21 protein-coding genes and 1 pseudogene are annotated in these 18283 nt (G+C 52.1%); 18 read left to right on the forward strand and 4 right to left on the reverse strand.

What is annotated here, in order from left to right; all coding sequences use genetic code 11:
• The first annotated feature begins 348 nt into the window (after positions 1 to 348).
• The 17 genes and pseudogenes from BG842_RS20115 (at position 349) to BG842_RS29160 (ending at position 15010) form a co-directional block, all read left to right on the forward strand.
• Positions 349 to 693: a hypothetical protein gene (locus BG842_RS20115; RefSeq protein ID WP_069452177.1), complete on the forward strand. Its 345-nt coding sequence runs from the start codon at positions 349 to 351 to the stop codon at positions 691 to 693.
• 381 nt (positions 694 to 1074) lie between these two features.
• Complete coding sequence (locus BG842_RS32020) at positions 1075 to 1887, forward strand: hypothetical protein (RefSeq protein ID WP_254663328.1); 813 nt, start codon at positions 1075 to 1077, stop codon at positions 1885 to 1887.
• Between the two features lie 632 nt (positions 1888 to 2519).
• Complete coding sequence (locus tag BG842_RS20125) at positions 2520 to 3098, forward strand: hypothetical protein (protein ID WP_254663329.1); 579 nt, start codon at positions 2520 to 2522, stop codon at positions 3096 to 3098.
• 226 nt (positions 3099 to 3324) lie between these two features.
• Entirely contained in the window at positions 3325 to 3585 is a 261-nt protein-coding gene (locus BG842_RS20130; protein WP_254663330.1) for a hypothetical protein, read from the forward strand.
• A 275-nt stretch (positions 3586 to 3860) separates the two neighbouring features.
• Positions 3861 to 4031: pseudogene (locus BG842_RS33265) on the forward strand (transcription initiation factor IIB family protein); the annotation flags it as partial.
• A gap of 218 nt (positions 4032 to 4249) precedes the next feature.
• Positions 4250 to 4501 (forward strand): AbrB/MazE/SpoVT family DNA-binding domain-containing protein, encoded by a 252-nt coding sequence (locus BG842_RS20135; protein WP_069452179.1) that lies wholly within the window; start codon positions 4250 to 4252, stop codon positions 4499 to 4501.
• Positions 4483 to 4917: a PIN domain-containing protein gene (locus BG842_RS20140; protein WP_254663331.1), complete on the forward strand. Its 435-nt coding sequence runs from the start codon at positions 4483 to 4485 to the stop codon at positions 4915 to 4917. Before BG842_RS20135 ends, BG842_RS20140 begins: the two co-directional genes overlap by 19 nt.
• Positions 4918 to 5127: 210 nt before the next feature.
• On the forward strand, positions 5128 to 5565 hold the full coding sequence (locus tag BG842_RS28050; protein ID WP_083252661.1) for an SWIM zinc finger family protein: 438 nt from the start codon (positions 5128 to 5130) through the stop codon (positions 5563 to 5565).
• Between the two features lie 128 nt (positions 5566 to 5693).
• Complete coding sequence (locus BG842_RS20150; RefSeq protein ID WP_069452181.1) at positions 5694 to 6185, forward strand: hypothetical protein; 492 nt, start codon at positions 5694 to 5696, stop codon at positions 6183 to 6185.
• A gap of 170 nt (positions 6186 to 6355) precedes the next feature.
• The gene (locus BG842_RS20155; RefSeq protein ID WP_069452182.1) at positions 6356 to 6634 is read left to right on the forward strand and encodes a hypothetical protein; all 279 of its coding nucleotides are present in this window, start codon (positions 6356 to 6358) and stop codon (positions 6632 to 6634) included.
• 40 nt (positions 6635 to 6674) lie between these two features.
• Positions 6675 to 7340: a helix-turn-helix domain-containing protein gene (locus BG842_RS20160; protein WP_069452183.1), complete on the forward strand. Its 666-nt coding sequence runs from the start codon at positions 6675 to 6677 to the stop codon at positions 7338 to 7340.
• Between the two features lie 2 nt (positions 7341 to 7342).
• Positions 7343 to 8038: a nucleotidyltransferase family protein gene (locus BG842_RS20165; protein ID WP_069452184.1), complete on the forward strand. Its 696-nt coding sequence runs from the start codon at positions 7343 to 7345 to the stop codon at positions 8036 to 8038.
• Between the two features lie 226 nt (positions 8039 to 8264).
• Complete coding sequence (locus tag BG842_RS20170; RefSeq protein ID WP_069452185.1) at positions 8265 to 9275, forward strand: DUF6610 family protein; 1011 nt, start codon at positions 8265 to 8267, stop codon at positions 9273 to 9275.
• A gap of 295 nt (positions 9276 to 9570) precedes the next feature.
• Entirely contained in the window at positions 9571 to 10506 is a 936-nt protein-coding gene (locus BG842_RS20175; protein WP_069452200.1) for an ArdC-like ssDNA-binding domain-containing protein, read from the forward strand.
• 1176 nt (positions 10507 to 11682) lie between these two features.
• Positions 11683 to 12894, forward strand: coding sequence for a Cdc6/Cdc18 family protein (locus BG842_RS20185; protein WP_069452187.1), 1212 nt, complete (start codon positions 11683 to 11685; stop codon positions 12892 to 12894).
• Positions 12895 to 13514: 620 nt separating this feature from the next.
• Positions 13515 to 14315: a ParA family protein gene (locus BG842_RS20190; RefSeq protein ID WP_069452188.1), complete on the forward strand. Its 801-nt coding sequence runs from the start codon at positions 13515 to 13517 to the stop codon at positions 14313 to 14315.
• Positions 14312 to 15010: a hypothetical protein gene (locus tag BG842_RS29160; RefSeq protein WP_139136211.1), complete on the forward strand. Its 699-nt coding sequence runs from the start codon at positions 14312 to 14314 to the stop codon at positions 15008 to 15010. The genes BG842_RS20190 and BG842_RS29160 overlap by 4 nt, the downstream gene beginning before the upstream one ends.
• Before the next feature lie 263 nt (positions 15011 to 15273).
• Here BG842_RS29160 and BG842_RS20200 read toward each other — a convergent pair whose 3' ends face one another.
• Together BG842_RS20200 and BG842_RS20205 are read right to left on the reverse strand one after the other, a co-directional pair.
• Entirely contained in the window at positions 15274 to 15672 is a 399-nt protein-coding gene (locus BG842_RS20200) for a HEPN domain-containing protein (RefSeq protein WP_069452189.1), read from the reverse strand.
• Positions 15665 to 16030: a nucleotidyltransferase domain-containing protein gene (locus tag BG842_RS20205; protein WP_069452190.1), complete on the reverse strand. Its 366-nt coding sequence runs from the start codon at positions 16028 to 16030 to the stop codon at positions 15665 to 15667. The genes BG842_RS20200 and BG842_RS20205 overlap by 8 nt, the downstream gene beginning before the upstream one ends.
• Positions 16031 to 16259: 229 nt before the next feature.
• Between BG842_RS20205 and BG842_RS20210 the strand changes: the two genes are divergently transcribed.
• Positions 16260 to 16622, forward strand: a complete 363-nt coding sequence (locus BG842_RS20210; protein WP_069452191.1) for a hypothetical protein — start codon at positions 16260 to 16262, stop codon at positions 16620 to 16622.
• 126 nt (positions 16623 to 16748) lie between these two features.
• On the opposite strand, the gene BG842_RS20215 is transcribed toward BG842_RS20210, so the two are convergent.
• The gene (locus BG842_RS20215) at positions 16749 to 17390 is read right to left on the reverse strand and encodes a hypothetical protein (protein WP_069452192.1); all 642 of its coding nucleotides are present in this window, start codon (positions 17388 to 17390) and stop codon (positions 16749 to 16751) included.
• The coding region (locus tag BG842_RS30180; RefSeq protein WP_069452193.1) for a nucleotidyltransferase at positions 17391 to 18283 on the reverse strand (893 nt) is incomplete at its 5' end.

Below are 18283 nucleotides of genomic sequence, written 5' to 3' on the forward strand. Positions count from 1 at the left end.
GAGACTCGAGGCCGCATATCGCGACAGACAGGAACCGTTTGTTTAATCACATCGATGTGTACCATACTTAGCACAAATAAGCTTACTATGAGCTCATATGCGCTAAATATTTAGGCCTACACTCTCATAATGACATCAACGACTGCTCGGTGGACTAGCGAGTCCGGGAAAATCTGAAGCGGACGCGTGCTTACATCACGCGTCCATCGTGCGGTCGTTCGAGGAACCGCATGTCCATATACACACACGCGGGACAAAAGTGTCCCGTCCGAGAGCCGCAGCACCCGCCAACCACATCTACCGACAGACGAAGCCAGGTTTTTCACACCCGTGGAGGGGTGAAGGTCAATGACTAACCACTCCCCACGCACAGAGACAATTCTCGGTCTCGAACCCACCGATCGCATCCAAATCACCACCACAAACCGCACCCTCACGGGGATCGTCTATCAGTGTGACCACCGCGAACCTGAATTCACGTGTCGTGGCCCCGAACCCGGTGAGCACATTCTGTACGTCGCAACACCCACCCACAATCTGTACCGGTTACAGTACCGCTACTACGACGAGATCGACCACACCGAGATCAAACTCGATCACTACGAGCGAACACCAAATGGTCGGTACAGCTGGCTCCGTACTGGTGTGCGTATCGAGGACATCATCACCCCAACGACAGGTGAGCAGGAATGACGACCACCCAGCGTGCGATCGTCCCGCGGCCGTTGAACCCACGCGACACCAACGCACTCACCCACCAGCTCTCGCCAGGAGATCGCGTTCGCATCACGACGACCAAACGACCCCGAACGATTCTCACGGTGAGGGAGACACATCCATCGACCAGCCACGCACCACAGCTAGTCCTGACAGCGCCACCAATGACGACTGCACAGCACGCGACCTACCAGTGTACGGCTCTCCAGTCCGACGCTCCCATGACTGTTATCGAGTATACCAACACCCACAGTGACACGACCGTCCGCTGTCTTGGGTCACTTACCACCATCGCCCATTTTCCTCGGCTCTCGACGCCAGCAGACGACACTGCATCCAGAAGGGAGGTGTGTGCCAATGAGTAACACCACTGTTTCCGGGGCATCCAGTATTCTCGACGATGACGAGCTATCGGTCAGCGACCTCGCAGACCATGTTCAGATGCTTACCGATCGTGTTGACAACCTCGAGCAGGAAGTCGTCGAAAAAGACGAGCGGATCGACGATCTCGAAGAGCAAGTCGATGATCTCGAGGACTACCGCGAAGAGGCGACCAAAGAGCGTGCCCAGGACCGCCAGCAGCTCAGCAATCTCGAGGAGACGACCGAGACCATGGAATCGGACATCGACGACCTCGCCGAAATAGAGGAGAAGAACGCCCGTGTGCGAGCGTCGGTTTCGCGTATAATCAATCTCGTTCGGGACTACGAGACTGAAGAGAGTGTTGACGACGACTCGCCGAACCTCGCCGCGGAAGCAACCAATGCAGGCCGTCAGCTCTTCGAGACGATCCAGCGTTCAGAACAGAACACCGAACTCGTGAACTTCCGTGAGAAGCGCGCTGAGAGTCAGCAAGTCGAAGACAAGTATCTCAACGTCCTCGAGCACGCGAAGAACGTCGCCAAGACGAACGACGTCATGGTCGCACGGTTGGGCTATCGAGAAGTCGCAACGCACTATGGCTGTGCATACAAGAACGATGGCTATCGGGTGATGGAAGAGATGGCCGAGCGTGTACCCGGCGTGACCTACAAGGAGTCACGAACGCTGTGTGTGGACGACGCAATGGGTGTCGGTGGCCACCACATCGAAATTACGTTCGCTCATCCCGACTTGGCAGGGTGGGTGAGAGCTCACGAAGCTAATGCGGGAGGGAACGGAGGGTGCTGATTATAGCGTTGTAATCACGGGGGTTCTGCGAACCCCCGCTCGAACCACACCACCACACGAGATTCACACCGCATTGCCGGTGACACATGGTGGTAGTAATCGGTTGGTTAGGGTGGAGTGCGTCTTTTTCTGCGTCATTTTCTGCGAAAAGGAGGGGGTCGCATTCGCGCTCCCCCTCTATTACAACGGTGTAATCGGCAGGTAGTGCGTCGTAGCTTTGCCACCGGTTCGATAGGATGAGTCTACAAACGAGAACGCAAATGATAGCACCAAAATCAGGCGACCTAATCGCTGATAGTCACAGCATCATTAATTCGGGTTCCTGGTTGGGAGTAGACACTTCATTAGCTCGAACAGGGAGTTCCTTCGAAGCGGAACCGAGACCCTTCAGTCGGTGAATGCCCTCACCAATGAATTGAGTACGAGTAACAAACGTAAGCAGCCGTACTACAACTACTGTTCAAACATTCTCTCGACGAGGAGTGGTAATTCTACACCACTTGATATCGGCCGTATAGGTCTGCTAACCACAAATAGCGTCGAGATAACAAAGGTCGAAGAAGAGAAAGTAGACTGTAGAATGATGATTTCTGTAGCATTAGACCCAATCGCTTCCCATCGAGGATAGTGACATGAAGGTATTCACTGAACAGCTGAACGGTTCAATGAATCGAACTGAACTATCTCAGGATCAGGTGTTCGAGGTGTTGCAGAGCATGCGACGACGCTATGCAGTTCACTATCTGCGACGAGAAAATTGCCCTGTCGATTTTGCCGATGTGACCGACCACGTCGCTGCGTGGGAATATAATACGACGCCAGCAGACCTTCTCAGTAAACAGCGAAAACGGGTCTATATTTCGCTGTATCAGACCCACATCCCGGCACTCGCCGATGCTGGGATCATCGACTACGACCCAGAGTCCGGGAAAATACGGCCGACGAGCCGCATACGTGTGTTTGACGACTATCTGAATATGTTCACCAGACCAATGCTTCCATGGGATCGCTATTATCGTGGACTCGCACTGGGGAGTGTACTCCTTTTCACGGGAATCTGGATACATTTCTATCCAGTAGCCATTCTATCCTGGTTTGTAGCGATCCTCGGGGTTCTAACGGCGTTCGGGATACTGTCGGCTAGCCACTATTGGTATACACAGAACACAGTTCCGGACACACCGCCAGAGCTCCATTCTACCGATGATTAAAAGCGATCGCCTTGACATTCTCCCTACTCTGAAGGGCAAGGTTTCCGTGTTGAAATGATAAATGAAGAGTCCCCTGCCAAAACATATTTTCAGCGCAAGTGGCTAGCCGTCACACACGAGCACGTTTGCTGATGCTACGACCGAGAAGTTGATTCGGGCGTGCCGTACACAAATCGGCGATGAGCTACGCAGTCTCACGTACTTTACTCCAGACGAGGCTGAACATTTGTATCTCCGGGATGAGCTAGAACGCGGTGATAAACTTGGCTTCATTGAAACTGAGCGTAGAGGCTTCAATCTCCAGCGGACGTACAACTGGTCTGAGCTCGGTGAGTACAACTTTACACTGAGAGACTTCGACAATGGCTATCTCGTGCGTGTGATCACCGATCACGCCGGACTGTATCTCACGACTGATTCGTTGACGATGACGCAATTTGAGGAGGTGACGAGCGCTGTCAAACACATCCTTGCCGAAGCCAACTAGACCATGCTATGTCAAGACCGACACCAGATACGGATGAGTGCCCCCTCTGTGGAAAACCGTACGACCAGCAAATCGCGAAAGTCCAGTTCTCGACGGGCAAGGTATCGAATGGGACTGGGTTAGTATATTATACTAACCACAGTCATAAGATATCAGCGGTGAATTGTATCAGACGTACTGTTAACCGTCGGTGAGGCTTGACAACGGGAAGTTTTTTCGCCCCCTGAGGGGTGCGGGGCGTTCTAGTGTGAGCGTCTCGATGAGCAGTGATTCCAATGACAATCAGCGGCAGGTATGCAACAGGCTTTGACGAAGACGTACCGAGCGAACTAACCAACCAGTGTCCCAGATGCGACGGCCTGGTCACTACCAACGTGATCGAAACAGTTTGCGAAGACTGTGGCTTCGTCATTGACGACCAACACGCCAATCACAGGCCAGAGTTCGCATGAAAGACCTCCTAATACAGCTCACTGGCCGATCGCACAGCACTGTCATCGCTGAGTGTCGGCAGTGTGGAACTACGGTCGAGGTCGAAACGAGCGAGTGTCCGGAATGCGATCACGATGGGATCGCGATTTACCGATTCGATTAGACGATAATACAGGGGTATGCGAAACAGATATACGCATTACAAACAAACATTTTGTAAGGAGAACAGACGATGTCGTACGAAGCAACAATCACCAGCAAGGGACAAATTACCATCCCAAAGAAAGTTCGAGAGCGACTCCAGCTCACAGAAGGGCAGAAAGTCCTCTTTCGGTTCGATGAGGACGGTGGAGTTCGAATGATCGGCGTTCCGAATGACCCGATGAACCGTCTCAAAACTGCCCGGGAGCGTGCTGCCCCACTTGAACTCGACGCAGCGGAGTTGTTAGAGCGTGAACGTCGCGAGTGGAGCAGACACGCGTGATTTATCTCGACTCGTGGGTCTGGCTCGAATACGGTCTTGATGGGACACTGTCGGACATTGCCGAAGAAATGATTCACGATGCACGGGACACTGGTGGCATCGTCTCATCGATTACTTTGACAGAGGTCGATTATATCCTCAATCGCGAGGTGGGCAGTGAAACGGCAGATCTTGTCACAAGTGCGATTGAGGATTTCGAGCAAATCCACGTCGTTCCTGTCACGAGTGAAATCGCATTATACGCATCACGGCTCCGTACGAAATACTACCAGCGCCGGGAGCGCGAACTGTCGTATGCAGACGCCATTCACCTCGCAACAGCGGTTCTCACCGACTGTGAAACCCTTCATACGGGAGATAGCGACTTCGAAGATCTAGACGAGCTCGAAACAGTTGTACATCGACCATCTAATTAGAGGGTATCCACGGCAAGTTAGTATCTCCAAGCGCTCTTTTTCGACCGATCATGAACGATTAGATCGTCAACTGATAGACGTGTGTATCGACCACTACGAAGGCGAATTCGGCAAGGCGTAGATCACTGATTGTACGTATTGGACGATCAGTGCTCCGTTTTTTGTGCCCCCGAGGGGTGCGGGGCACACTGCGTGCTTCGTGGAGCGAGTATGTCCAGTAAACACGTCCTATCCCACCTGACGTTCACGAAACGAGTTGCAAAGCGCGCCCAGTACGAAGCTCTCGAATTTTCACTCACAACGAGGGGTGTTCGCGTTCGGAATACAAGTCACGCAAATCCAACTGACCACGAATATCTCGTCACTGTTCACAATGGAATACCGATTGCCTGTGAGTGTCCTGCGGACGACCGCTACGACGGAGCATGCAAACACCGCGTTGGCGTCGCAATTCGAACGCCACTCCTCCAAGCAGCGACAGACCATTCCCTCGTCGCAGACGGTGGGACACAAATTGAGAACAACCCTGAAACCCATGAAAACGGTAGCGACACAGACAAGCCAGCTGACTGTGACTGTGATGGGCTGAGTGGTTTTCCATGTTGGCCCTGTGTGCGATCCGGGCGTCGCGTTCTCCCGGAAGAGTAGTTCGAATCACGTGTGAATCTGCTCCTCTCACAAAGGATTTTATTCGCGCCGGCGATGGGTGCCGGCGTACAGATGAAGTGTTGTGTGATAGAGTCGTGTCGAACCAATGCGTCGGCGAGGTGACTGATATGCACCAGGTAATTTACGCACTCGTAGAAGCATCGACTGAAGACACTGCACTAGCATGCGGAAGAGCAGCGTTTGACCGGCTTGTCGGAGCTGGTCCCGACAATGCTGCCATCTTTGATTACTATGTGATGTTCGATGACGAGAGATCATCCGTTGCAGGGAAGGCTCGATGGGGCGAACTTCCGGTCGTCGCACCAATCGACTCTGACGACGGCGAAAAACTCTTAGAACGTGGGTGGGAGGCAACCAGGCAAGAGTTCGAACGCAATCTCGAACGAGTGCGAACGGCGGTCACCGAGTTCAGTGACGATGAACTCATGCACGACAAAGATCTCGCCCGCCACGCCTGTTACAATCTTGGCGCGTATCGTGGTCCATCGCTCTACCTGTACACTGAATTCGGCGACGCGATTCGAAATCGTGAACACCTCGATCATGTACTCAGTGCTGATGAGCAGGTGTGGATCATCCCGGCAGATGTCCACTATTAAACAACCAGCAATCATACTCCTCGCTCAGAGATTGACCAACAGTACGACTCTACTGTGAGCGACGTTGGTTAAGTCGAGCAACGGCCCTCCTTCACAAGTGAAGCGACAAGAACGATTTTTTCACCCCCTCAAAGGGTGCGGGGTCAGACAGAGACCTTCGCAGAATACACATGACTGAGCCTAACACAGTACCTGAGATAGACGTCGAATCGGATCCAAATCGCGAGTCGTCAACCGAAACGGAGTACGTCGAACGAACTGATGTCGGCGTTTCACTCACACTGAAGCTCAAACGTGGGAGTGGAACACGAGACGAAGACCAGATCAAGGCGAAGGTGAAGGCAAAGACGCTTGAGGATGCCTGCGAAGACATGAACACGCTTCGGGAATACATCCACGACTTCGCTGAAGACGCTCGCCAGATCCAGCCAGCAGACTCATACGAATAGTAATTCTTTTGGGTGTTGCACAGAATTGTGTAACTATAGGATGTACGAAGTATGTGGTGAGAAGGAACTCAAGGTCATCCTCGCGCTTGACCAAGGAGATTCCATCTCCGGCGTCGCACGGAAAATCGACGAGAATCGAGAGACGATTCGCCGTGTTGTGAACCGCATTGAGGAAGCGGGGTACATCGCGTACGATAATGGCCTCCATCTCGTCGATCAGACGATTCGAGACGTCGGTCTCGAGTTTTTGACTGCGACAGCAGAGATCTCGCCACCGTCGATCTCAGAAGCGTATGTTCTCCCGCAGTTCGCAGGTATGGAGTATGCATTCACTGCCATCGATGCGATCTATGTCTGGACCCGTGGTGGTTACCAAGTTGCTCGCGATCCGGAGGACTATCCGCTGTTCATTGCCGTCCACGAGTCCGACGTCGACGCCTGGACGGAATTTTTCGATCGATTCGGAATCCCGACTGCGAAGGAACGCCAGCCCGCCGATGACCTCAACGGCGCCATCCAGGTCGTCCTCGAACCACGGTCACAGATCGAGGCCGAGATGGTCGACGGACGACCCGTCATCTCACTCCAGGAAACCGTGACGTTCGCAAACGAGTACTACGCGACCTTCGAATCAGCACTCGATATGCTCGGACGGATGTACGACGACATCGACACTGATGCGAACTACCGCATGGAGCCAGCATAATCATGAGCCAAGAAGACCGCAGTGAAGCACTCATTGAGGTGCTCGAAGAACTGGAGCAGTCTGAAATCGGATTCGTCCTCGTTGGCGGCTACGCGATCAGTCAGTTCGAGACGCGATTCTCGACCGACCTCGACCTCGTCATCACCCCGGACGACTACGACGAAGTCGTTGCATTCCTCGAAGAGCGCGATTTTGAACGACAAGCCGATCTCGAAGTTCCCCCGGAAGAGACCATCTATAATCGTGAAATCGAACTCTTCGAGCGTACCGAAGGGCTACCTCACCCGGTCGGTGTGGATATCCTCGTGAACGGTCTCGGCTGCCGACAGACTGAAGCAGAGTGGTCGTTCGACTATCTGCGCACGCACAGTTCCCCGACGACGATTTCAGGCGGGACTCGGTCGACAACCGCACGGGCAGCTGATGGGGAAGTGCTTGTCGCGGCCAAGCTCCATAGTGGCCGAAAAACGGATCTCGCTGATGTCCTCGCTGCAATTCCGTCGATCGACCTCGACTTGGTCGGGACGCATCTGCATCGCGGAGATGCTGATGCCCTTCGGGAACAGCTCAGTGAGGCACACGCGTTCATCGAAGAGGGTGGACTCGATCACCGGTTCAAGAGTATGTTCGGCCAATCATCGGCCTCGACCGAGGATATCGAGACGCTCCTCAGCTTCCTCAAGCGGCAGCAGAAGTAGAACGATCGGCTGAGAGTGATCAGTCGACACTGTTCTTGGAGACAGCTAACGAGCAGCAAACGCTGGCAGGAGACGAAACGAATAGTCGAGGTCTATACGAGAATTAACCAACAATCTGCCGGTTTCCTACCCAGAATCCTTGCTGTTGTTGGTTAAGATGCACTAACCTGTTTTTTTATCGCCCCTGGAGAGCTGCGGGGCGACGACGTCCCGCAGGTGACTCCCGATGTCGATTCACGACCTCTCAGCGACGACCAGCGACAGTGCTACAAAAACGTACGCCGACGCTCGCCAGGCAAAGTACGTAGCGTTTCTCCATCGCGTGCCGTTCGCACTGGACGCATTACATCTCGGATTCCTCCCTGGCTTTCGCGAGGACTGTACGTACCAACAATCGCAGTTCAACGCCCTCGAGTGTCCAGTAGGGATGCTCGACAACGATTTTCGAAATCCAGATCTTGACCGATACATCGAGCGTGTCTTCGAGTACGAACCCGCGGTTGGCGTCATCGGTGACGCATACGACGCTACAGAGGCGCGGACGTACGTCGACACGATTCGAGAGCTTGAAACGAACTTCCCCGACACCGAGTTCATTATCGTCCCCAAGTGTCGGGCGGCGATCGACGTAATTCCAGACGACATCGTCCTCGGCTACTCGCGTGGATATGCCGACAAGCTTGCACACGAGTTCTCCGATCCCATTGACTGGCGGGGTCGCCGTGTCCACATCCTTGGTGGCAGCCCACCCAAACAGTTGGCCGTCATCGACCAACTCACGCAACCGACGCTATCGGGCGACCCACCAGCTGACATCGTTGGCATGGATTGGAACGGGTTGCATCGAGGAGCGCAGTTCGGCGAGTTCTGGACGGGCGATGGCTGGGACGACAGTGGTCGCAACGCTGATCATGTGACGATCCGAAAGACCGTCCGCCATAGCCTCAGTCGTGTTCGTGATTTCTGGCAAGCACACGGCATCTGGCCTGAGTCGACGCTACAGGCGGATGGATTCGGCCTCGAATATCATGGACCGACACCGGATGATCTCGAGAACTCAGCTTGTACCGAGTGCGGGACGAATGTCTGGACGACCGAGCGTGGGCCGTTTGTCGCCGAGTACGATACGGGAGTGATTTGTGGTTACTGCAGCTATGACTGCTATTTCACGCATCGACATCAAAACCAGTTGGAGGAGGTCGCCGGCGACCAGAGCGTGTATTTTCCACCTGGGTGACGCGATGAGTGGGGTGTCCTGTCTACAAGCCACTCACTTGAGTAGGCAGGCTGACGATCTGCTCGAAATGTTGTTGCTCCGCGGGTATCTCTACGCCGTCGACGACGAATTGCCCATCACTGAGTAGATTCTCCCGGCGAACAGCGGTGCTGAACTGGCGGATGACTTCTGTAAACCCGACGCATGTCTGTGCTGAAGAAGCGATCGAAGCCAGATGTATCTCGTTCGGACACAGCAGTTTTTTGGCCCCGAAAGGGTGCGGGGCAGTCCGAAGTGGAGTGCCCAGTACGAACTCATGGCGACGAGTGACTTCTCAGCGGTGTCGTTCGACGAGTACGACACCCGACGTGACGAGATGCACAGCACGATCGAACACTGGATCGACGACCTCACTACATTGACTGACGAGGCGAAAACGAGTCAGCAGTTCCAAGAGTGGCTAGATGTCCAGTCGAAATTCCATGACTACTCCCATCGGAACACGCTCCTGATTACCCTGCAGTGTCCAAACGCGACGAAGGTCGCTGGGTACAACACCTGGCGAACTGAGTTCGATCGTCACGTCCAGGAAGGTGAGAACGGAATCTGGATCTGGGCGCCGATCATCACCAAGCAGTGTCCAGAGTGCGAGAACTCACCCAATTACCACGAGCGAATTGAGTGTGCATACGAGGAGACACCACCTGAAGCGTGGTCGAAAGGACTGGTCGGATTCAAACCCACGGCTGTTTTCGATGTGTCTCAGACGGAGGGTGAACCGCTTCCTGAGCTCGAGACCGAAGCAACCGGAAATGCTGAAAATCTCGTGTCCCCCCTCCAAGATGCAGCTGATGAGCTCGGGGTGACGGTTCGTATCGTCGATGCTGACGACTGGGAACACGGCAAGGCGAAGGGCGTCTGCAAACAGCGGAGTCTGTATGACCTCCAGCCAATCGTGGAAGTGAAAGCACGGGCAAATCAGGCGGATCTCGCTGTAACGCTGATCCACGAATACGCCCACGCACTGTTGCACTTCGATGTTGAGGATAAGTGTGAGCGAGCGAAACGCGAAGTCGAAGCAGAAGCCGTCGCGTACATCGTCGGTCGATACGTTGGGTTGGACACGAGTGGCTCAGCATTCTACCTCGCAGCATGGCAGGACGATGATTCGGACGCGATTCAAGATCGACTTGGACGAATTCGAACCACGGCAGCGACGATTATTGAGGTAGTCGAACAGAGAAGGGAGTGAGTTTGGCACCGTCGAATTCGAGTGCCGAATATGACTTTGCGACCGAGGACATCCTCGCTATTCAGGTCGGTGATCAGTCAGCCGGATCTTTCCTTCGACTTCGTAGATGTGGCCCCGCATGTAGAGTCGTTCGATGATATCTTCGGCCGCTGGCTGCTCAAGCTCTTCACGATCTTTGAGGGTTGCATACGCTTGCTCGTACGTGAGTTCTCCCTCACTCGGCAGTGCGTTTGCGAGTGTCTCAAGCGATTCTTGCGCAAGTGGTGTGAGTGGCGATCGCCGATTCGAAATCATCGATATAATCAAAGACAGGAACTACCGACGTAAAGCCTTGGGACAAAATGACACTCGCCTCGTTGGTGGTGAATACAAGGGGAACAAACGGCGTGGAAGGATGGGTTGGATTGAGGCCCACACCGTTGACTGGGTTACGCTGACTGCAGTTTTCTCTTCGAAGGCGATTGATAAAGAAGTCAGCCAACCGGTGCGAAAGTGAAACGAAACGCTGGCTTGCAACTGAACATATTCACTAAGAAGGGGGTCTGGTCTCTGTATCCTGAGTATCAAACGTTTGTATAATATACTAACTGGGCACATGAGAACTAACTATTCGGATAAAGGATATATGACTCCATTCGTCCATCGGTGTTTGTTACCAACTTAGATGCTATCTTGGCGGACATCAATAGCAATAACCACCCGCTGAACGGCGGGTTTATTGACCATCTAAAAGAAGCGGTACAATCGTCAGACAAATGGCTGACGAACCCTACTCGACATCAGAAAGTCAGGGACAGCGTGGGGGCACATAGCAATGACCACCCGTTCAAGTGAGCGATCTCCTTTATAAAGACAGAGACCCCGTCGTTCAAGTGAATATTGTCAAGAGAGGAGTCCAGATCACAAAGTCGTTTATTCTCAAACAACACCAATAAGGAATTTTGTTTTGTTATTGAAATAGTTCGCTAGTACGGTTACTGTTAACCATTATCCCTATTAAATGTTCGCATAATCAGAGTCCCTCTTCGAAAAATCACTCCCCTCATCCCGAGGTCATTCACTTGAACGACGGGGTCTGAGGGTCCACGTCTTTACTTATATAGTCGCAGTCTCACTCGAATCACTTGAACGGGTGGTCGATAGAAATAAGTAACCGGCTATCACACGAAAAATCAAATGGGTGAATTCGACTTCAAACCGGGAAATTTCCCGTTTGCAAATCGGAACGCGTTACTCGACGACTATACTCCTGAAGAGTTCGTCGGACGAGATGACGAACTTCAAGAGTATCACGCTGCTCTTCAACCAGCGATCGATGGAAGCCAACCCGACAATATCTTTCTTTTCGGAAAAACGGGCGTTGGGAAGACCGCAGCGACTCGATTCTTATTCGATAGGCTTGAATCGGCAGGCGAGAACTATGACGTCGGAATAAAAACGAAACTCATCAACTGCGATGGAATCGACACGAGCTATCGTATCGGCGTTGAATTAGTGAACACGTTTCGGGAAACTGGTGAAAAAATCAGTGAAACAGGCCATCCACGCTCAAAGGTCTATGATATGATGTGGGAGGCGTTTGATAACCACGGAGGCCTCATCATCCTCGTGTTGGACGAAATCGACCATGTACAAGATGATTCACTTCTCTATCAATTATCCAGAGCACGAGAAAATCGCGAGCTTACGTCTGCCCGTGTGAGCGTCGTGGGGATCAGCAATGACCTCTCGTATCGCGACCGACTCTCACCGAAAGTTCGTTCATCCCTCTGTGAACGCTCGATCAACTTTCCTGCATACAGTGCTGATGAGCTTCGCGAGGTGCTCCGCCAACGGGAATCGATCGCTTTCCAAGATGATGTTCTCGGGGGTGGTGTGATCCCGCTCTGTGCTGCATATGGTGCTCAAGAATCCGGGGATGCTCGCAAGGCACTTGATTTGCTCTTGAAAGCTGGTGATATCGCACAAGAAGAAGGTGCTGACCAGGTAATTGACGAGCATGTTCGTCGTGGCAGAAAACTTCTCCAACGTGAGGAAGTCACCCGAGGCATTCTTGGATTAAATGAACATGAACGGATTCTCCTCTATGCAGTTACTACGTTCGAAGCAGGAAATGAGAGTCCCGTTCGATCACGTGATCTTTATCGACGATACGAGTCGTTTTGTGAGCAGGCTGGACGTGAATCTCTCACAAGTCGTTGGATGCACGATCACATCGATGAACTCGAAATGTTAGGGCTTCTTGCTGTTGACAAGCGGAATGAAGGCAGTACCGGTGGTCAGTATAAAACTGTCACACTGAATCAGGATATTAACCCAGTGCTGAAAGCATTAGAACAAATTATTAACACAGTTGGTATTCACCAATCTATTAAGTCGCAAATGTAGTCTACGTCGTAGTCCCTTAGAACTCTTTAGTCACAGTCATAGAGACGAGTTTGCGGCGTACTAAGTGCCATAGGTTAGTATACAATACTAACCTATCTACTCCGAGAAAACGCACTACTCAAACGCTACCACCAAACTTCCGTACTTTCCTGTGAGGAACCAAAATTCACGCCAGACACACTCCACTGTGTCCGGAGCTTTCCCAGTGACGGGGTAAGGTTCGTTGACGAAATTTATGGGTTATCAGTGAACCATCGCGTCCGAAGCTTGTTCGGACGGGGGATGAATCTCATATGAACAAACCCTTCCCCTCCACTATGTGCGGGATCTTTTAAAATACGAGTGACAGAATGACGTATACAAATCTCCGAATAGAGCGATTGGACCCGACGAAAGCTTAGGAAGCCAAGGAGGGTGTCGGAGGTCGTTCATCACGAAAAACGACAGTAACCTACCAGCAAGGTCTTTCTCGACCATTTGCGGCTTCTCCACGGCTTCTGAATCAGTATTCTCATCAGCAGTATCAGATGCGTCAGATACACCAGACATGGAAGATACATCAGATATGTCTGACGTAACGTTATATTAGTGGCGTCAGTCACATCAGATACGGAAGATACATGACTCAAATAATCGCTGTCTCCAACCAAGCAGGTGGAGTGGGAAAAACAACAACGACAATTAACGTCGGTGGTGCGCTCGCCGATCGAGGGTTTGATGTTCTTCTTGTTGATGCCGATCCACAAGGAACGCTTACCGAAGGCACCGGTTTTCGAGATCTGTATAATAAGAAGATCCCGTCACTTCATCAAGTCATGGTCGATCCAACACGGACGGACGCGATTAACGAGATCATCCGTGAACACCAGGAGTTCGACGTCATCCCTGCAAACAAGGCGATGGATGCACTCAAGGACATGCTCGTCACACAGGTTGCGAATAGCGAAATGCGTCTCAAAATCGCATTTGATGCGCTTGACCACGAGTACGATTTCATTCTCATCGATTGTCCGCCGGACCTCAGTCAGATCCTTGATAATGCACTTATTGCATCCGAAAAAGCACTTCTCCCCGTTGAACCAACTCGCCGGTCGATCAGAGCTGTCGAGAAAATGAACGAGGAAATCTCGTATCTGATGAATAGCTTTCCTGGACAAATCAATTCGATCGAAATCTTGGGGATAGTTATTAACGCAGTCGAGGGTGCAATGAACAATGACACGGCTCAGATGCTCGAGTTCTTTAACGATGCTCCGCATGATGTCTTCCAGGTCCCTAACCGCGTAGCCATCCGACGGGCATGGAACAACGGACTCTCGATTTTCACTCATGAGGATCCCGCAAAAACAGAGGACGCGCGTGAAGCGTATAGTGAGATTGCAGCGATGCTTGAGCGCAAAAATACTGAGGTGACAGCATGAGCGACGACGATGACGAATTGGAACGACGAAAGGAGGATATGTGGAGTATGGACGAAGTCCGAAGTGGTGGTGGTGCTGGGACTGCATCAACTACCGATTCTCCAGGTGAAGACCAATCAGATACCTCAGTCACATCAGATACTACAGATCCCTCTGATATACAAGATCAGTCAGACACCCACGTGATATCGGGCGCCTCACAAACACAAGAACAATCAGACAGTGAAGATATGGCAGATACAGCAGATACAGCAGATACAGCAGATACAGCAGATATCTCAGATAAAAATGAATCAGGTACATCTGCAGTCTCAGACACTGAAGATACATCAGATACAATTGACTCCACAGAAGACGAATCAGTAACGTCAGATACAACAGATACAACAGATACGTCAGTAACTACAGAAACGGAGACTATAGCAGACACCGAGCCACAGGCAGTTGGTTCGACGGTTCGGGAAATGGCGTTGGATGCTGAAGAGAAAGGACTTGCAGTTCGCGATTTACACAACGTGAACGTATATCTCTATGAGAGCATCCATGAGGAGATGATTTCGACTTTCAAGCGACTCGACTCGGAATACTATCAAGCACACGGCGAAGATCTTTCGAAGAACAAAGATTTCTTCAACGCTGTGTTTCGGGCCGGTCTCAACAGCCCACAGCTTAAAGAAGAACTTGACATCGATTAGGTCATCCCATCTCTGACTGAGTCTGATTTGAAGCTATTTGCAAACTCGGTGACGACCAACGACGATCATACGAAAGCATCGACAACAGTGGTTCAGTACTTGTCGCCGTTGGGATTCAATTTCGTCGGGGACTTGTTTCTACGAGGATTTCTTGGTTGGGATTGACGTCGGCGTTAGGTTTCGCCCTTCGTGCTGGGGTGATCCCCTCACGGTAGTACCCTTTGAATTGTCGAACCCGTCAATGCGAACGTCGTCTAGCCTCGTTAGCCCGAGGTGGTACAAAGAGCTTCCATCTCGGAGACAAGCTGTTGGGTTCGTGAATGGAGTGCGTTGACATCCTCATCGAGTTCGTCATAGCCATAGTCGGCTTGCTGCCGAAGCTCGGAGAGTTGACTGAAGAATCGACCATCCCGCCGTTCAGCGTCCCCAGCAGCAATGATTTCCGACCCGAACAAGGAGAGCACACCGCCGTGAGACGTGGGCTCGAACCCGCGGTCGTAGAGGGCCGCTTGAACGGAATGGAATGCGGCGTAGTAGAGACGGTTAATCACCGCGGCGTCTGAGAGCCCGGCTTCTTGTGCTTTTGTAGCATCGTCGAGTGCCTGTCGCGCCTGCTGGAGCTCCTGTTCAACGGTGGGATCCGTGTCGTTGGCGTCAGGCATACGAACGCCCCTCGGTGACGACGTTACGGATGAACGGGTTCCCCTCTCGTTGGTGGCGATCGAACGTGGTTTCGGAGAGAATGTGGAGTTCGACGGCGGGGCCGTATTCGATTATCACGTCGAGGGCGATATCACGGAGTGAGTCGGCGGTGGCGTCGCGGTCAGTATCGTTAGCGAGAACGATGAGAACGTCGACGTCACTTGCGCGTCCGTGGGTTTCCCCTCGAACAGTCGAGCCGAAGACGTACAGCTCAGCGATTTCGTCGCTGTGCTGGGACCGTGCCCGGTCAACAAACGCCTCCGCTGCATTGGCATGGGCATCGGCCGGCAGCGGTTCGTGCGCAGTCTCCTTCCCCATATGGTCGGATACGGGTTTCAGGGTGATTTATATTTCCCCTTTTGCATCGTGCAGAGCGACAACGGATCATGATGGGTCTATCCTTTATTCAATAGGAAGTCATCAGCCGTAGGCACTCCGTTATGATACAGTCGAAATAATCGACTTTCCAGGCATGGTCGACTTGTATCGTCGGTTGCTCCGTGAATTCAACAACTACCGATAATCAAAACACAGCAGCGACAAGGCCATGAGCGCAACACTCCACACCCGGGTTGAATGGACCGACAACTTCCACAAGGACACGCTGAACGCGATAGAAGCACTTGAATGCGGCGACGAACCGGAGGGCCGCCACGTTCTGAGTCTCCAAGAAGAGGGAGATCTCCAGCGGTTGTTCAGTGATACAAATCTGGAACTCCTCCGAACTCAGCATAAGCCATCAAATATGCGTGAAGCAGCGCGACTAGTCGATCGGGGTATCAAGGACGTCAGCAGAAACCTGAATGAACTGGCGGAACTGAACGTCGTTGAGCTCATCCAGGAAGGACGGTCGAACCGGTCAGTCGTCAATCATGACGAATTTGAAATTCATGTACGGCTTATAGCATGAGCGAATAAACTGTAGACTCGCCCTCTTTGGCTTGAGATCATCGCTTACACTATCACTGATCACGAAACACTCTTCAGCTATTTAGTATTTATCTGGTATTGATCATCGACTCAGAGGGGCAAGTGGCTATGGATCTGAGCTTTCTGCATCTTCAGGACGCCGGAGTTCCATCGTTCCATGGTTGTTCCGCGACGAGTCTGTGTAGTACTCTCCTTCAAGTACGTCGTTTCCGTCTCCATCAGTCGCAAGTCGAAGTTTGTTCACACCTTCATGTTGACCGTCGTTTTTTTCGGGAGTTCGCGAGTGGTTTACGTAGGTGAAAACCAACTGCGGGTTCCCTTTATCTGTCCTGAAACTGGCTGTCGTGCTTTCCGATCGCGACTTTGCGAAGTCGCCGTTTACCTCAATTCTTGACCACGTTTGATGGATAGTGAACACGGGGCGGAGACTACCTTTTGGTTTATCAGCAGCGCCATTACCCCCGTCACTGCGGTACGAGGAGTAGAGAGGACCGACCCACTCTCCACTGATGTCGGGGACGCCGGCGACACTTGAGAGGAATGGCCAGTACCAAAGCCACTTGTTGTAGATGAAGAAGAGTGCGGCGAAGGTGAACGGAATTGAGAGCGTAAGCGATGGAAGGTCAAGTGGGAGGTACGCCCAGAGGATTTCGAGCCTACTATTGAGTCCGTTCGCGACGACGGCGGCGACTATCATGATGTAGCCGCCAGTCTTTGCCCGAGAGCCACTGATAGCGTACGAGTGCATCTACCATTCCTCCCAGAGATCACGGTAGCCGCTGATCGTCGCGTTCGCGTCGGCGGTCGTCCATCGGTCGGGATCGTTATCGACACAGAGGTCGTACTGCTTTGACTGTTCAATGAAGTCCTCAACGTTATTCTCCTCCAGATATTCGAGGATAGATGTGTATCGCTCTCTGAGATTCGACTTCTTGAAGCGACTGTGGGGGACGTTGAAAAGTAGCCCCTCGATGAAGTACGAACTCGCGGTATCTTCGGGAACGTATCCTCGACTCTCCATATGGTCGCGAGCCTTCTTGAACATCCGAATTGTCGGCTTGTAATTCTCGTTCGTGTGGTCGTTTTTTATCCCTCCATTCTTCCTGTGCTTTTCTGAGTAGTTGATGATTGTCCGTGGAGATAGATCCTGCGTTTTAAACCACATCCCCTCGACGAACTTTTCAGTCCCGTCTGCATCAAAGCTCTCGTACTTCCGATACTCGACACATGGAACGACGTCGGCTTCGATTTCGAGGCCGGTATCGTCGTTGGCTTTGACCTTGATGGCTTTGCTGCCCTTCTCGATGTTCTCTCTACCGAAGTAGTTCTTGAGCGCACTGTGAACCGTATCGTAGAATTCACCAAAGGTGTAATTCGACTTGGAGTAGCTTTCCCAGTAGCGTTCTTTTTCTATGGCATCTAGGTCGTCAAGACATTCTTCGAACGGTTTCGTCAGCTTGACAACGACGTCGACGTCGTTGCTCCCCCAGTTATTCGTGTAGTTCGCGTACGAACCTTGGAGGTGAGTACGATAGTCGTGTTCGAAGTCGCCGAGACCATATCGATCGTTGTTGACTGCGTTCTGTACTGTTTGATATGTCCGACTTGAGTTCGTTGTTGATCCCTTTGTGGTCCAACCGC

The organism is Haladaptatus sp. W1 (assembly GCF_001723155.1).
GTDB lineage: Archaea > Halobacteriota > Halobacteria > Halobacteriales > Haladaptataceae > Haladaptatus > Haladaptatus paucihalophilus.

Bases quoted from the DNA above. Each gene is read 5' to 3' on its own strand.
- BG842_RS20125 (WP_254663329.1), top strand. From the start codon at position 2,520: ATGAAGGTATTCACTGAACAGCTGAACGGTTCAATGAATCGAACTGAA.
- BG842_RS20215 (WP_069452192.1), bottom strand. From the start codon at position 17,390: ATGCACTCGTACGCTATCAGTGGCTCTCGGGCAAAGACTGGCGGCTAC.
- BG842_RS20165 (WP_069452184.1), top strand. From the start codon at position 7,343: ATGAGCCAAGAAGACCGCAGTGAAGCACTCATTGAGGTGCTCGAAGAA.
- BG842_RS20135 (WP_069452179.1), top strand. From the start codon at position 4,250: ATGTCGTACGAAGCAACAATCACCAGCAAGGGACAAATTACCATCCCA.
- BG842_RS20150 (WP_069452181.1), top strand. From the start codon at position 5,694: ATGCACCAGGTAATTTACGCACTCGTAGAAGCATCGACTGAAGACACT.
- BG842_RS20170 (WP_069452185.1), top strand. From the start codon at position 8,265: ATGTCGATTCACGACCTCTCAGCGACGACCAGCGACAGTGCTACAAAA.
- BG842_RS20160 (WP_069452183.1), top strand. From the start codon at position 6,675: ATGTACGAAGTATGTGGTGAGAAGGAACTCAAGGTCATCCTCGCGCTT.
- BG842_RS20185 (WP_069452187.1), top strand. From the start codon at position 11,683: ATGGGTGAATTCGACTTCAAACCGGGAAATTTCCCGTTTGCAAATCGG.
- BG842_RS20190 (WP_069452188.1), top strand. From the start codon at position 13,515: ATGACTCAAATAATCGCTGTCTCCAACCAAGCAGGTGGAGTGGGAAAA.
- BG842_RS20205 (WP_069452190.1), bottom strand. From the start codon at position 16,030: ATGGGGAAGGAGACTGCGCACGAACCGCTGCCGGCCGATGCCCATGCC.
- BG842_RS32020 (WP_254663328.1), top strand. From the start codon at position 1,075: ATGAGTAACACCACTGTTTCCGGGGCATCCAGTATTCTCGACGATGAC.
- BG842_RS28050 (WP_083252661.1), top strand. From the start codon at position 5,128: ATGTCCAGTAAACACGTCCTATCCCACCTGACGTTCACGAAACGAGTT.
- BG842_RS20115 (WP_069452177.1), top strand. From the start codon at position 349: ATGACTAACCACTCCCCACGCACAGAGACAATTCTCGGTCTCGAACCC.
- BG842_RS20175 (WP_069452200.1), top strand. From the start codon at position 9,571: ATGGCGACGAGTGACTTCTCAGCGGTGTCGTTCGACGAGTACGACACC.
- BG842_RS29160 (WP_139136211.1), top strand. From the start codon at position 14,312: ATGAGCGACGACGATGACGAATTGGAACGACGAAAGGAGGATATGTGG.
- BG842_RS20200 (WP_069452189.1), bottom strand. From the start codon at position 15,672: ATGCCTGACGCCAACGACACGGATCCCACCGTTGAACAGGAGCTCCAG.
- BG842_RS20155 (WP_069452182.1), top strand. From the start codon at position 6,356: ATGACTGAGCCTAACACAGTACCTGAGATAGACGTCGAATCGGATCCA.
- BG842_RS20210 (WP_069452191.1), top strand. From the start codon at position 16,260: ATGAGCGCAACACTCCACACCCGGGTTGAATGGACCGACAACTTCCAC.